Origin of the sequence: Streptomyces sp. NPDC018026 (genome assembly GCF_044327745.1) — a bacterium.
In the GTDB taxonomy this organism is placed as follows: Bacteria; Actinomycetota; Actinomycetes; order Streptomycetales; family Streptomycetaceae; genus Streptomyces; species Streptomyces rubrogriseus.
Genome location: NZ_JBIRFY010000002.1, coordinates 725,704 through 739,847, shown reverse-complemented (window position 1 = coordinate 739,847; position 14,144 = coordinate 725,704). Strand labels below are relative to the sequence as shown.

The 14,144-nt window shown below is 71.5% G+C and carries 12 protein-coding genes; 8 read left to right on the top strand and 4 right to left on the bottom strand.

All coding sequences use genetic code 11. The features are described from left to right. Positions 1–3: 3 nt before the first annotated feature. Positions 4–798 carry a hypothetical protein gene (locus ACH4D3_RS08890; protein WP_398318263.1) on the bottom strand — a complete coding sequence of 265 codons (795 nt, stop codon included), beginning with the start codon at positions 796–798 and terminating at the stop codon, positions 4–6. Between the two features lie 214 nt (positions 799–1,012). Here ACH4D3_RS08890 and ACH4D3_RS08885 point away from each other — a divergent pair, with 214 nt between their 5' ends. The 8 genes from ACH4D3_RS08885 to ACH4D3_RS08850 all read left to right on the top strand — a co-directional run bounded on the left by ACH4D3_RS08885 (position 1,013) and on the right by ACH4D3_RS08850 (position 11,394). Continuing rightward, positions 1,013–2,179, top strand: coding sequence for a mandelate racemase/muconate lactonizing enzyme family protein (locus tag ACH4D3_RS08885; protein WP_398318260.1), 1,167 nt, complete (start codon positions 1,013–1,015; stop codon positions 2,177–2,179). Further along, positions 2,176–3,192, top strand: coding sequence for a zinc-binding dehydrogenase (locus ACH4D3_RS08880; RefSeq protein WP_398318257.1), 1,017 nt, complete (start codon positions 2,176–2,178; stop codon positions 3,190–3,192). The genes ACH4D3_RS08885 and ACH4D3_RS08880 overlap by 4 nt, the downstream gene beginning before the upstream one ends. A gap of 166 nt (positions 3,193–3,358) precedes the next feature. Further along, positions 3,359–4,330, top strand: coding sequence for a hypothetical protein (locus ACH4D3_RS08875; protein WP_398318254.1), 972 nt, complete (start codon positions 3,359–3,361; stop codon positions 4,328–4,330). 95 nt (positions 4,331–4,425) lie between these two features. Next, on the top strand, positions 4,426–5,535 hold the full coding sequence (chvE, locus tag ACH4D3_RS08870) for a multiple monosaccharide ABC transporter substrate-binding protein (RefSeq protein WP_398318251.1): 1,110 nt from the start codon (positions 4,426–4,428) through the stop codon (positions 5,533–5,535). Positions 5,536–5,567: 32 nt separating this feature from the next. Then, complete coding sequence (mmsA, locus tag ACH4D3_RS08865; protein ID WP_398318248.1) at positions 5,568–7,145, top strand: multiple monosaccharide ABC transporter ATP-binding protein; 1,578 nt, start codon at positions 5,568–5,570, stop codon at positions 7,143–7,145. Further along, positions 7,142–8,386 (top strand): multiple monosaccharide ABC transporter permease, encoded by a 1,245-nt coding sequence (gene mmsB / locus ACH4D3_RS08860; RefSeq protein ID WP_398318245.1) that lies wholly within the window; start codon positions 7,142–7,144, stop codon positions 8,384–8,386. The genes mmsA and mmsB overlap by 4 nt, the downstream gene beginning before the upstream one ends. A 67-nt stretch (positions 8,387–8,453) precedes the next feature. Then, positions 8,454–9,602, top strand: a complete 1,149-nt coding sequence (locus tag ACH4D3_RS08855) for an aldose epimerase family protein (RefSeq protein WP_398318242.1) — start codon at positions 8,454–8,456, stop codon at positions 9,600–9,602. A gap of 127 nt (positions 9,603–9,729) precedes the next feature. Then, complete coding sequence (locus ACH4D3_RS08850; RefSeq protein WP_398318239.1) at positions 9,730–11,394, top strand: pyridoxal phosphate-dependent aminotransferase; 1,665 nt, start codon at positions 9,730–9,732, stop codon at positions 11,392–11,394. Positions 11,395–11,425: 31 nt separating this feature from the next. Here the strand turns inward: ACH4D3_RS08850 and ACH4D3_RS08845 are convergent, their stop codons facing one another. From ACH4D3_RS08845 to ACH4D3_RS08835, 3 genes are read right to left on the bottom strand one after another with little or no spacing between them, the layout of a single operon-like run. Further along, complete coding sequence (locus tag ACH4D3_RS08845) at positions 11,426–12,715, bottom strand: lytic murein transglycosylase (protein WP_398318237.1); 1,290 nt, start codon at positions 12,713–12,715, stop codon at positions 11,426–11,428. Between the two features lie 42 nt (positions 12,716–12,757). After that, positions 12,758–13,528 carry a hypothetical protein gene (locus ACH4D3_RS08840; RefSeq protein WP_398318234.1) on the bottom strand — a complete coding sequence of 257 codons (771 nt, stop codon included), beginning with the start codon at positions 13,526–13,528 and terminating at the stop codon, positions 12,758–12,760. Between the two features lie 47 nt (positions 13,529–13,575). Beyond that, positions 13,576–14,124, bottom strand: a complete 549-nt coding sequence (locus ACH4D3_RS08835; RefSeq protein WP_398318231.1) for a nuclear transport factor 2 family protein — start codon at positions 14,122–14,124, stop codon at positions 13,576–13,578. Between the last annotated feature and the right edge of the window lie 20 nt (positions 14,125–14,144).

Here is a 14,144-nt window from a genome sequence, read left to right as displayed (position 1 = left end):
CGCTTACGTGCACCACCACAGGAAGCGGTCGCAGGTTTCCGTCGGGGTCGGGTCCGGGGACTGCGGTGGGGTGGGGGTCGTCGTCGGGGGCGGGTCGTCGTCGGACTCCGGGGACGACGGGTCCGGGTTCGCGGGGCCGGTGGGGTCCGGGGACGAGGGGCGGGAGGCCGACGGGGAGTCGGGCTCGGTCGCCGTGTCCGACTTCGTGGCGTCCGGTGAGGACGACGGGGACGCCGACACCGTTGTCGAGGCGGACGCGCTCGTGGACGGCGTGTCCGAGGTCGTGGTCGTTCCCGAGGGGGCGTCGGCCGGGACCGCCGACGCCTCGCCCACCTCTCTCGTCGCCTCGCCGTCCGTCGTCTCGCCGCCCGCCGCGGCCGGTTTCTCCGGGGAGTGCGGGGCGTCCATGCCGAGTTCGGCCAGGCTCAGTCCCCCGGCCGCCAGGACGAAGCCCGCGACGACGAGCAGGGTCCGGCGGCGGCGCCTGCGGTGGGCGGCGGCCTTGCGGTCACGGCGGCTGGAGCGGGCGCCGGACGGGGTGGCGTCGTCGGGGTCCTCGTCGAGGCTCTCGTCCGGGTCGTCGTCGAGGGTCTCGGCCGGGTCCTCGTCGAGCTTTCGCCCCGGGGCTTCCCGGGGGGTGTCGTCGGCCGTCGCCGGCTCGACCCCGTATCGCCGGTCGAAGACCTCACTCGCCGTCAGGGCGTCGTCCGCCGCGCGGAGTTGGTGGCAGGGCGTGCCGCAGCCCGGGCAGGCGAGGGCGCCGTTGAGGTGCCGTCGGCACGGGTGGCAGTAGTCCATGACGCGGGAAGGTTAAGTTCCGGGAAGGGTGCGTTCCTAGAGGCCACTGTGAAAGTTGTGTGGGGAAGCACGCGGGGCCGCCTCTTCCCCGTCTGCGAAACTGCCGAAACCGTTATGTGTCCGACCCATTGACACTCCGAGCACCCCGTCCTTACTGTCACGCCAACATTTCGAACGAGTGACGAAATATCGAACACAGCGAAGGGCAGCCGCCGTGCGCATCACCGGAATCAGCACACACGTGGTCGGGACGCCGTGGCGCAACCTGACCTACGTCCAGGTGCACACCGACGAGGGCCTCACCGGAGTCGGCGAGACCCGGATGCTGGGGCACACCGACGCTCTCCTCGGCTACCTGAAGGAGGCCGAGGCCAACCACATTCTCGGTTCCGACCCGTTCGCTGTCGAGGATCTGGTCCGCCGCATGAAGTACGGCGACTTCGGCCGCGCGGGCGAGATCGTGATGTCCGGCATCGCGGTCGTCGAGATGGCGTGCTGGGACATCAAGGGCAAGGCCCTCGGTGTCCCGGTGTGGCAGCTGCTGGGCGGGAAGGTCACCGACAGGGTCAAGGCCTACGCCAACGGGTGGTACACCACCGAGCGGACGCCGGAGGCGTACCACAAGGCGGCGCAGGGGGTCATGGAGCGCGGTTACCGGGCGCTGAAGATCGACCCGTTCGGCACCGGGCACTTCGAGCTGGACCAGCAGCAGACGAACTACGCCGTGTCGCTGATCGAGGCCGTGCGGGACGCCATCGGGCCGGACGCCGAGCTGATGCTGGAGATGCACGGCCGGTTCTCGCCGTCCACCGCCGTCCGGCTCGCGCGCGAGCTCGCGCCGTTCAGGCCGGCCTGGCTGGAGGAGCCGGTCCCGCCGGAGAACCTCAAGGCGCTGAAGAAGGTCGCCGAGAAGGTCGACATCCCGGTCGCCACCGGTGAGCGCATCCACGACCGGATCGAGTTCCGCGAGCTGTTCGAGGACCAGTCGGTGGACGTCATCCAGCCCGACGTCGGCCACATCGGCGGCATCTGGGAGACCCGGAAGCTGGCCGCGACCGCCGAGACCCACTACACGCTGGTCGCCCCGCACAACGTCGGCGGGCCGGTGCTCACCGCCGCGAGCCTCCAGGTCGGGTTCACCTCCCCGAACTTCAAGATCCTTGAGCACTTCAACGACTTCGCCGACGCGGAGATCAAGAAGGTCGTGAAGGGCGCGCCGCGGGTGGATCCGAAGGACGGGTGCTTCCACCTCTCCGACGCGCCCGGTCTCGGCGTCGAGCTGGACACCGACGCGGCGGCCGAGTTCCCGCAGCAGCAGGCGCGGTTCGACCTGTGGGCCGAGGGCTGGGAGAAGCGCGACCCCAAGGGGGCCGGGGCATGAGCGGCGCGGTCCTCGTCGAGGCGCCGGGGGTGCACCGGCTGGTGCCGCACGAGCCGCGTGAACCGGGGCCCGGCGAGGCGCTGGTGCGGGTGCACGCCGCGGGGATCTGCGGCAGCGACCGCGAGGTCTACCAGGGCAACCGGCCCGAGGGGTACGTGCGTTACCCGCTCACCCCCGGGCACGAGTGGTCCGGGACGGTGGCGCGGGTCGGCACCGGCGTGCCGGGCTCGCTCGTCGGCCGGAAGGTCGTGGGCGAGGGTTTCCGCAACTGCCAGGTGTGCGACCGCTGCCACGCGGGCGAGACGACGCTGTGCACGGCCGGGTACGAGGAGACCGGGTTCACCCAGCCGGGTGCCATGGCCCCGACCCTGACCCTGCCCGCCCGGCTGCTGCACGCCCTGCCCGACGACGCCGATCTCACCGCGGCCGCCCTGCTGGAGCCCGCGGCCTGCATCGCCGCCGCCGCGCTGAAGACGAACGCCCGGCCCGGTGAGCGGGTGGCCGTGGTCGGGACGGGCACGCTCGGCATGTTCGCCGTGCAGTTCCTGCGCGCCGCCTCCCCGGCCGAGCTGCTGGTGGTCGGTACGCGCGGGGACCGGGAGGCGCTGTCGCGGCAGTTCGGCGCGACCGACTTCCGGACCAAGGACCGGCCGCTGACGGACGACTTCGACGTCGTGATCGAGACCGCCGGGTCCGCGGACGCCGCGCGTACGGCCGCCGCGCTGCTGCGCCGGGGCGGGCGCCTGGTGCTGACCGGCATCCCGGCGCCGGGCGCCGACGGCCTCGACCCGACCGACCTGGTCGTACGGCAGCTGGAGGTGCACACCGTCTTCGGGGCGCCGCCGGACGCCTGGGCGCACACGGTGCGGGTCTTCGCCGCCGGTCTGCTCGATCCGCGGCCGCTGGTGACGCACGAGCTGCCGCTCGCGGAGTTCTCGGAGGCCATCGAGCTGGTGGGCTCCGGCGACCCGAAGGTCGGCAAGGTGCTGCTGCACCCGGACGCCCTCCCCTGAGCCGTACGCCGGTGCGGGGGCGACCTGACGGCCTTGGCACCGGCGTACACCCACCGCAACGGACGTCGCGCATCCGAGCCGCCGGAACCCGAAGGCGCTCGCACCGCGGCACCTCCTACCCGCCGCCGCGAACTTCGTCCGACATATCGAACACTAAGGAACGCTTGTGACCGACGCTTCCGCCACGGCCGCCGCACGCAGGCCCGGTGAGCAGGCCCTCACCGCGCTCGGCCTGGCCGCGCCCGCCCCCGACCCCGCCGACACCTCGCCGCACTCCTTCCCGGGCGGCGGACGCTGGCGCACCGAGATCCCGTCCTGCGAGGGTCCGGAGGCGCTGGGGGTGGTGCTCAAGGAGTCCTCGCGGCTCGACGTGCCGATCCACCGGATCAGCCAGGGCAGCGGCGTGTGGATGCTGACCGACGCCGAGATCACCGAGATGGTCGAGGCCACCGCCGAACGCGACATCGAGCTCTGCCTGTTCACCGGCCCGCGCGGCACCTGGGACATCGGCGCCTCCACCCGGACCGACTCGGGCGGCGCGGGCCTCAGGGCGCGCGGCCACGCCGCGGTCGCCGGGTGCGTCGAGGACGCCGTGCGGGCGAGCGAGCTGGGCGTCAAGTGTCTGCTGGTCGCCGACGAGGGCGTGCTGTGGACGCTGCACCGGGCCCGGGCGGCCGGCCTCCTCCCGGCCGGCACCACGCTCAAGCTCTCCGCGCTCGTCGGTCCGGTCAACCCGGCCTCGTACGCGGTGTACGAGCGGCTCGGCGCCGACTCCATCAACGTGCCCAGCGACCTGACGGCGGATCACCTGACCGAAATACGTCGGGTTTCGGCCGCGCCGATGGACATGTACATCGAGGCTCCGGACGACCTCGGCGGCTATGTCCGCATGTACGAGGTCGCCGAGCTGATCCGGCGCGGCGCCCCGCTGTATCTGAAGTTCGGCCTGTCCAAGGCGCCCGGGATCTATCCGTACGGCCACCACCTGCGGGAACTCACGCTGGCCACCGCGAAGGAGCGGGTGCGCCGCGGTCGCCTCGCCCTCGATCTGCTCGCCCGGCACGGGGCGGACGGCGACATGGCGCCGCTCGGCACCCGGCTGCCGGGCCCGCTCAACCGGTTCGAGATCTCGTCATAACGTTCCGGAAACTCCCTTCTCAAAAGACGACACGACCGCGCACAATCCCACACACCTGCCTCGCCGAACCAGCCCTCACCTCAAGGATGATGACCATGCGCAACCGCAGAGCCGCACTCGCCGCGATAGCCTCCGCCGCCTCGCTCGCCCTCACCCTGACCGCCTGCGGCCAGAGCAGCGAGGGCGGCAGCGAGGAGGACAAGTCGGGCAGCGACGGCGCCACCGTCGGCATCGCGATGCCGACCAAGTCCTCCGAGCGCTGGATCACCGACGGCGCCAACGTCGAGAAGGAACTGAAGGCCAAGGGCTTCGAGACCAAGCTGGTCTTCGGCGAGGACGACCCGGACCAACAGGTCTCGCAGATCGAGAACATGATCACGCAGGGCGTGGACGCCCTGATCGTGGCCGCGATCGACAACAAGTCCCTCGGCAACGTGATGCAGCAGGCCAAGGACGCCGACATCCCGGTCATCTCCTACGACCGGCTGATCCTCGGCACGGAGAACGTCGACTACTACGCCTCGTTCGACAACGAGAAGGTCGGCGAGCTGCAGGGCGGCTACATCGTCGACAAGCTCGGGCTGAAGGCGGGCAAGAAGGGCCCCTTCAACATCGAGCTGTTCGCCGGCTCCAACGACGACAACAACACCCGGTACTTCTTCAACGGCGCGATGAAGGTCCTGAAGCCGTACCTGGACAAGGGCCAGCTCGTCGTCCGCTCCAAGCAGACCGACCTCAACCAGGTCACCACGCTGCGCTGGGACGGCGGCACCGCGCAGAAGCGCATGGACGACCTGCTCACCTCCAGCTACCGCAGCGCCCGGGTCGACGCGGTGCTCTCGCCGTACGACGGCATCTCCATCGGCATCCTGTCCGCCCTGAAGTCGGACGGCTACGGCTCCGGCAGCAAGGCCATGCCGGTCGTCACCGGCCAGGACGCCGAGATCGCCTCGGTGAAGTCGATCAAGGCGGGCCAGCAGACCCAGACCGTCTTCAAGGACCTGCGCGAACTCGCCAAGGTCGCCGCGAACATGGTCGACGCGGTCCTGAACGACAAGAAGCCCGAGGTCAACGACACCAAGTCGTACGACAACGGCTCCAAGGTCGTCCCCGCCTACCTGCTGCAGCCGGTCAGCGTCGACAAGAGCAACTGGGAGAAGGTCCTCGTCGAGGGCGGCTACTACTCCGCCGACCAGCTCAACTGACCGGGCCCCCTCAAGGATTGGAAGGCACGACCATGGCGGGACCCGTCCTGGAAATGCGCTCGATCGTCAAGACCTTTCCCGGTGTCAAAGCGCTGTCGGACGTCACGCTCACCGTTCGCCAGGGCGAGGTCCACGCCATCTGCGGGGAGAACGGCGCCGGAAAGTCGACCCTGATGAAGGTGCTCTCCGGAGTCCATCCGCACGGCAGTTACGAGGGCGACGTCCTCTTCGAGGGCGAAGCCTGCCGGTTCAAGGACATCCGGGCGAGCGAGCAGCACGGCATCGTGATCATCCACCAGGAACTGGCCCTGGTGCCGTACCTGTCGATCGCGGAGAACATCTTCCTCGGCAACGAGCACGCCAAGCGCGGACTGATCAACTGGAACGACACCCTCAAGCACGCCACCGAACTGCTGCGCCGGGTCGGCCTCGACGAGCACCCGGAGACCCGCGTCGCCGACATCGGCGTGGGCAAGCAGCAGTTGGTGGAGATCGCCAAGGCGCTGTCGAAGAAGGTGAAACTGCTCATCCTCGACGAGCCCACGGCGGCGCTCAACGACGAGGACAGCGGCAAACTCCTCGATCTGATCCTTCAGTTGAAGGAGCAGGGCATCACCTCGATCATCATCTCGCACAAGCTGAACGAGATCCGCCGGGTCGCCGACTCGGTCACCATCATCCGCGACGGGCGCTCCATCGAGACGCTCGACGTGAAGGCGGCGGACACCACCGAGGACCGGATCATCAGCGGGATGGTCGGCCGCGACCTGGAGAACCGCTTCCCGGACCGGACCCCGCACCAGCCCGAGGAGGGCACGGCCCCGGCCCTGGAGATCCGCAACTGGACCGTGCACCACCCCATCGACCAGCAGCGCAAGGTCGTCGACGACGTCTCGATCGAGGTGCGGCGCGGCGAGATCGTCGGCATCGCCGGGCTCATGGGCGCCGGGCGCACCGAACTGGCGATGAGCGTCTTCGGCCGCACCTACGGCCGGCACGCGGGCGGCACGGTCCTCAGGGACGGCCGGGAGATCCGCACGAAGACCGTCCCGGAGGCGGTCAAGCACGGGATCGCCTACGTCACCGAGGACCGCAAGCACTACGGCCTCAACCTCATCGACACCATCAACCGGAACATCTCGCTGACCGCGCTGGGCAAGGTCTCCAAGCGGGGCGTGGTCGACGAGCACGGTGAGCAGCAGGTCGCCGAGGACTACCGCAAGTCCATGAACATCAAGGCGCCGACCGTCTTCGAGCCGGTCGGCAAGCTGTCCGGCGGCAACCAGCAGAAGGTCGTCCTCAGCAAGTGGATCTTCGCGGGTCCCGAGGTGCTGATCCTGGACGAGCCCACGCGCGGCATCGACGTCGGCGCCAAGTACGAGATCTACACGGTCATCGACCGCCTGGCGGCCGAGGGCAAGGCGGTCGTGTTCATCTCCTCCGAACTGCCCGAGCTGCTCGGCATGTGCGACCGCATCTACACGATGGCCGCGGGACGGCTGACGGGTGAGTTCTCGCGCGCCGAGGCCTCGCAGGAGGCGCTGATGCGGCAGATGACGAAGGACAAGCAGGACCAGAAGACCCTGAAGGGCGAAGAGGTAAGCCGATGAGCACGGACGTGACAGCCAAGACTCCCGCACCGGCACCGCCCGGCAGAGAGGGACCGGCCTCCGGCGGCGGCCTGCTGCAGCTGATGCTCGACGGCCTGCGCCGCAACATGCGCCAGTACGGCATGCTGATGGCCCTCGGCCTGATCGTGGTGCTGTTCGCGGTGTGGTCGGACGGCGACCTGCTGCTGCCGCGCAACGTCTCCAACCTGGTGCTGCAGAACAGCTACATCCTGATCCTCGCGATCGGCATGATGCTCGTCATCATCGCGGGCCACATCGACCTGTCGGTGGGTTCACTGACCGCCTTCGTCGGCGCGACGGCCGCCGTCCTGATGGTCAACCACGACCTGCCCTGGCCGGTGGCGGTGATCCTCTGCCTGGCCATCGGCGCCGCCGCCGGTGCCGTGCAGGGCTTCTTCATCGCCTATCTCGGCATACCGTCGTTCATCGTGACCCTCGCGGGCATGCTGCTCTTCCGCGGTCTGACGGAGATCTTCCTCAAGGGCCAGACCCTCGGCCCGTTCCCCAAGGACCTGCAGAAGATCGCCAACGGCTTCCTGCCCGAGGTCGGCCCGAACACCAACTACCACAACCTCACCCTGCTGCTGGGCTTCGCCCTGATCGCCTTCGTGGTCTACCAGGAGGTCCGCGACCGCAAGCGGCAGCTGGAGTTCTCCCTCGACGTGCCGCCGCTCAAGCTGTTCCTGCTCAAGCTGGTCGCGCTGGTCGCCGCGGTCCTCGTGGTCACGCTGCTGCTGGCCAGCTACAAGGGCGCGCCGATCGTGCTGCTCATCCTGGGCGTGCTGGTGGTCGGCTTCGGCTATCTGATGCGCAACGCGATCATCGGCCGCCACATCTACGCCATCGGCGGCAACCTGCCCGCGGCCAAGCTGTCGGGCGTGAAGGACAAGAAGGTCACCTTCCTGGTCTTCCTGAACATGGGCATGCTCGCGGCCCTGGCGGGTCTGGTCTTCGCCGCCCGCTTCAACGCGGCCTCGCCCAAGGCGGGCCTCAACTTCGAGCTGGAGGCCATCGCCGCCTCGTTCATCGGCGGCGCGTCGATGAGCGGCGGCGTCGGCACGGTCCTCGGCGCGATCATCGGCGGTCTGGTCCTGGGCGTGCTGAACAACGGCATGAACCTCGTCGGCATCGGCACCGACTGGCAGCAGGTCATCAAGGGCGCGGTACTGCTGGCGGCGGTCGGGTTCGACGTGTGGAACAAGCGCAGGGTCGGTTCGTAACGGATCTCGGGCCCCGCCACTCACGGCGGGGCCCGCTTCTTCTCACGGAAGTACAGGAGCCGAACGTATGGAACTGAGCAGACGAACGGTCATCGCGTCGGCGGCCGCGGCCGGCGTCGCCGCCACCGCGGCCGGCGGCACGGCGCACGCCTCGGGAGGCAGGAAACCCGTGAAGGAACTCTTCGGCAGGCTGGCCGACGGGACGAAGGTGTACCGCTGGTCGCTGGAGAACGGCGGCACGCGGATGAAGGTGCTGTCGTACGGCGGCGTGGTGCAGTCCCTGGAGATCCCGGACCGCCGGGGCCGCTACGCGAACGTCTCGCTGGGCTTCGACAACATCGAGGACTACGTCGCCCGCAGCCCGCACTTCGGCGCCCTGATCGGGCGGTACGGCAACCGCATCGCCAAGGGCCGCTTCACCCTGGACGGCAAGGAGTACCAGCTCTCCGTCAACGACGGGGAGAACTCCCTGCACGGCGGCGCCCTGGGCTTCGACTACCGGGTGTGGGACGTCGAGCCCTTCACCGAGGGCTCCGACACCGGCCTGGTGCTGCACTACACCAGCGTCGACGGCGAGATGGGCTACCCGGGCACGCTGAGGGCGAAGGTGACGTACACCCTCACCCGGCGCGGCGACTGGCGCATCGACTACGAGGCCACCACCGACCAGGCCACCGTCGTCAACCTCACCAGCCACGTCTACTGGAACCTGGCCGGCGAGGGCAGCGGCACGATCGAGGACCACGAGCTGTCGATCGCCGCCTCCTGCTTCACACCCACCGACGCGGGCCTGATCCCCACCGGCGAGCTGGCCCGGGTGTCCGGCACGCCCTTCGACTTCCGCCGGGCCAAGCCGGTCGGCCGGGACATCCGGGACGCCCACCCGCAGCTGGTCACCGCCAAGGGCTTCGACCACAACTGGGTGCTCGACAAGGGCATCACCGACCGCCCCGAGCACATCGCCACCCTGCGGGACCACGCCTCCGGCCGCACCCTGCGCATCGCCACCGACCAGCCCGGGCTCCAGTTCTACTCGGGCAACTTCCTGGACGGCACCCTGACGGGCACCGGCGGCTCCCTCTACCGCCAGGGCGACGCCCTGTGCCTGGAGACGCAGCACTTCCCGGACTCGCCGAACCACCCGTCGTTCCCGTCGACCGTGCTGCGGCCCGGCGAGACGTACCGGACGTCGACGGTGCACTCCTTCGACGCGTAGGCGACGCCGGGGGACCCCGGACGGCGCGGGCACACTTTCTTCACACGTGTTGAACGGTGCCCCGTCCGCCTCCGTATACAAGGGCGGCCCGTGTCCCCGCACGGGCCGCCCACTCACGGAGGTCCACTTGTCCGGCAACGTCACCTCGTTGTTCCGCAGCACCGCGGCGCACAGCCCCTCGATGGCGGCGCTGGCGCGGGAGAGCGGCGAGGCGGCGGGCGCCGGTCCGGTGGACTTCTGCATCCCCTGCAACCCGTACTTCCCCACCCCGGCGATGTTCGAGGAGATGGCCGCCCGGCTGCGGGACATCGTCACGTACTACCCGAGCAGCGCCGACACCATCACCGCCGAGCTGTGCAGTCTGCTCCAGCTCCCGCCGCAGTGCGTGGCGATGGGCAACGGCTCCACGGAGCTGATCACCTGGATCGACCACCTGCTGGTCCGGGAGTCCCTCGCCGTCCCCGTCCCCACCTTCGGCCGCTGGACCGACCAGCCCATGGAGACCGGCAAGCGGGTCGACATGTTCCCGCTCCAGGAGGCCGGCGGCTTCGCCCTCGACCTCGCCCGGTACGGCGAGTTCGTCCGGGCCAGGGGCACCCGGGCCGTGGTCGTCTGCAACCCCAACAACCCCGACGGCGGCTATCTGCACAAGCAGGCGCTGGTGCAGTTCATGGACGCGATGGCCGACCGGGACCTCGTCGTGATCGACGAGTCCTTCCTGGAGTTCGCCGACGCGGAGGCCGATCCCAGCGTGGTCCAGGAGGCGATGCTGCGCCCCAACGTCGTCGTGCTGCGCAGCCTCGGCAAGAACTTCGGGCTGCACGGCATCCGCTTCGGCTACCTCGTCGCCAACCCGGCGCTCGCGGGCCGGGTGCGCGCCATGCTCCCCAAGTGGAACCTCAACTCCTTCGCCGAGCACGTGGTGTTCATGCTGCGCGACCACGGCCCCGAGTACGCGCGGAGCCTGCACCAGGTGCGGCGCGACCGCCTGGAGATGGCCGCCCAGCTGTCCGCGCTGCCCGGCCTGACCGTGTACCCATCCCAGGGCAACTTCCTCTTCGTCCGCCTCCCCGTGGGCGCGGAGGGCACCGCCGTGCGCGACCGCATGCTCACCGAGCACCGGGTGCTGGTCCGGGAGTGCGGCAACAAGATCGGTTCGTCCAGCCGCTTCCTGCGTCTCGTGGTGCGCCCCCAGGCGGACGTGCGCCGCCTGGTGTCCGGCCTGGAACAGGTGCTCTACGGGGCCGGGAGGGGAGCCGCCGTGCCCGGGCCGGCCACAGGGACCGGCTACAGCTCGGGCACGGCGGCGGTGGACCGCCTGATGTACGAGACCAACGGCTCCGGCATGCGCGCGATCACCGCCCAGACCGCCGGTGCCGGTGCCCCGGGGCTCGCCGCCGCTCCGGCCCCCGCCGCGGGCACCGGCACCGGCACAGGCACCGGCGTGCCGCTCCCCGCCGCGGTCCCGGTGGCGCCGGCGGCGGCCGCCGTGCCCGGCCCCGCACCTGTGCCCCAGTCGGTGCCGGTGCCCCAGCCGGTGCCGGTCCCCCAGCCGGTGCCGTATCCCGGGCCGGTGCCGGTCCCCCACCCGGCACCGGCCCCGCAGCCCATACCGGCCCCGGCTCCGGCGCCCGCCCCGGCCGCCGCGTACCCGGCGCCGTTCGGGCCCACCCCGCCCGGTGTCCCGGCCCGCGGCGGTCTCACGGCCGCCCAGGTCAGGGGCACCAACGGCCTGGAGTCGGTCCCGGCCACGGGCTGGCCGAACGCGGCCGGCATGGGCCAGGCGGGCTGAACTCCCCGCGGCTGCCCCGTGCTTGGTCCCCCTACCCGGCCGAGGTGTCCGGCGTCGAGGTGTCCGACGGGCTCGGGCAGGGTGCGTCCGTCGGGGCGGCCGTGGGGTCGGGGGAAGCGGTTCCCGGTTCCTCGGAGCACTCGTCCGTGGGGGTGGGCGAAGGGCTCGGACCGGTCGGGTCCGGCGAGGGTGCCGGGGTGTCGGTGGGGGTCCCACTGGGGGACCCGGTGGGCGTTTCCGAGGGCGTTTCGGTGGGGGTCCCGGTGGGGGTCCCGGTGGGCGGCTGGGAAGGAACCTGGCTCGGCGACGGCACCGTCGGGGTGGACGGCGCGGGGCTGCCCGGCGTGGTGCCCGGGTCCGGGCCGATGACGATGCCGCCGTCCCCGCCCCCACCGCCGTTCCCCCGGCCCCCGCCGCCCTCGCCGTCGACGGGCTCGGTCGCCCGGGTGTCGCCGCCCGCGCCGGGACTCTTCGGGAGGACGCCCTTGCCGTCGGGGACGGGGTGGACGCCGCGGCTGTAGAACTCCAGCCAGTACCTGACCAGTCGCAGATAGGTGCGGGAGTTGTTGTAGCTGAGGACCGCCCGGTCCAGGTCCGCCGCCCGGCCCAGGTCCCGGTCGCCTGCGCACAGGTAGTGCCCGGCCGCCAGCGCCGCGTCGAAGACGTTGTCCGGGTCGGCGCGGCCGTCGCCGTTGCCGTCGGCGCCCCAGCGGGCCCAGGTCGACGGCAGGAACTGCATCGGGCCCACCGCCCGGTCGTAGACCGTGTCGCCGTCGTGGGCGCCGCCGTCGGTGTCCCGGATGAGGGCGAAGCCCCGGCCGTCGAGGGGCGGTCCGGTGATACGGCGCAGGGTCGTGCCGTTGCCGTCGACCGCGCCGCCGCGTGCCTGGCCGGACTCGACCTTGCCGATCGCCGCGAGCAGTTCCCAGGGCAGCCGGCAGCCCGGGTCCGTCCTCCCGACGGCGGTCTCGGCGGCGCGGTAGGCGCGCAGCACGGTGGCCGGGATGCCGGACTGGGCGCGGATCTGAGGCCCGAGTGCGGGGGTGGGCGGGACCGGCCCGCCGTTCCTCGTTCTCAGGGGCGGGAGTTCGGTGTGGTAGGAGCCGTCGCCCGGGGGCGCGAGCGCGGCGAACGGTCCGTCCGCCGTCGGCAGGCCCAGGTCGTCGGCGGCCGGCCCGGCGTGGCTGTCCTCGGCGTCCCGGGTGAGGCCGGGGGCCTGGGAGGCGGTGAGGGCCGCCATGGCCGCCACCGCGAGCGCGGTCGTGCGCAGTCCCTTGCGGGCCCGGCCGGAGTACAGGCGTCGGGCACGGCGTACGGACATGGTCGTCACTCCTGTCGGTTCCGTCGGGGATACGGGCGGCGGTCAGCGGCCGAAGGTGTCGAGGGCGGAGACCAGCCAGCGTCCGTCGCGGTGCACGACGTCGACGGCGAGCATGGCCGCCGCGTACACGCCCTCGTCCGGCGCGGCGGCGGCGCCCTCCCCCGCCTTGTCCTTCTGTTCCGTCGCGGCCTTCTTTCCGGTGGTGGCGACGCTGCTCTGGTCGGCGTAGACGAGGACCCGGGCCCGGTCGCCGTCGATGCGTTCGACCGCGCTCTCGGTGACCGTCGTGGTGATCACCGCCTTCTGCTCGTCGGCACGCGCGCGTACGTCGGCGAGCAGGTCGCGGTGCTGCCCGACGGCCTCGCCCGTCAGGAGGTCCTTCGCCGCCTTGTCGAGGGCGCCGGGGTCGGCGTGGTCGTAGGAGAAGAGGCGGTCGACGGCCTTGGCCACCTGGCCCTTGATCTCGCTGGTGCGGGCGAGGTCGGTCAGCGCGGTGTTGCTCCGCGCGGGCTCGGACCTGAGCCCCTCGGCCTCCGCGCGCGCCCAGCCCGCGAAGCCGCCGAGGAGCACCGTCAGCGCGCAGAGCAGTATGAGGACCACGGGGCGGCGCGACCGGGCCGGGGCGGCCTGCTCGTCCCCGGCCGCCGTGGGCGGGTCCGCGCTGACGGTGTCGGCGGGCGTCAGGACGGCCGTGGCGCCGCGCCCGCCGGTCCGGACCGGCGTATCCTGCGGGCGCCCGGCGGGGGCGGCGGGCCGGGTCTCGCGGGCCTGGCGGCGTCGCTGGCGGTTGATGTGGTGACGGGTCGTCGACATGGTGCTGTCCTCCTCGCTGCGGCCGGCTCTCGCGGTACGGGACCGGCTCAGCCGGTCGACGTCCCGCCGACGGGCGCCTGGCCCAGGGCGCTCAGCTTCCATCGGCCGTCGGTCCGGGTGAGTTCGCCGAGCATCCGGCTGTCCTTGTCGCTCTTCGCCCCGTCGGCCGCCTCGACGGTGACGCGCACGGCGACCAGCACCCGGGCACGTCCGGCGCGGTCGTCGAGTTCGGTGACGGCGCCGGACAGCACCCGGGCCGTGCTGACCGTCTTCGCCTCCTTCATCCGGTCGGCGAACTCGTCGCGTCCGGAGGCGAGTTGGTCGTGCAGTTCGCCGGTGGTCGACGACTCCCACAGGTCCAGGCCGCGCTGAAGCTCGCGGTGGTCGAGCGTGTTCAGGTTCTGCACGGCCTGCTCGCCGGCGGAGAGTGCCGCGTCCCGCTGTGCGGCGTAGGCGGCCCGCTCGTCGTGGGCCGCCCGGTACCAGTCCTGGCCGGCCCAGGCGGCGAAGCCGCCCGCGACGAGGGCGAGGGTCAGGGCCAGGGCGGGCAGCGGCCGGGAGCGACCGACGCCGAGGAGGCGGACCGCGCGTTTCATGGGGTGCTCCAGTCTCCCGC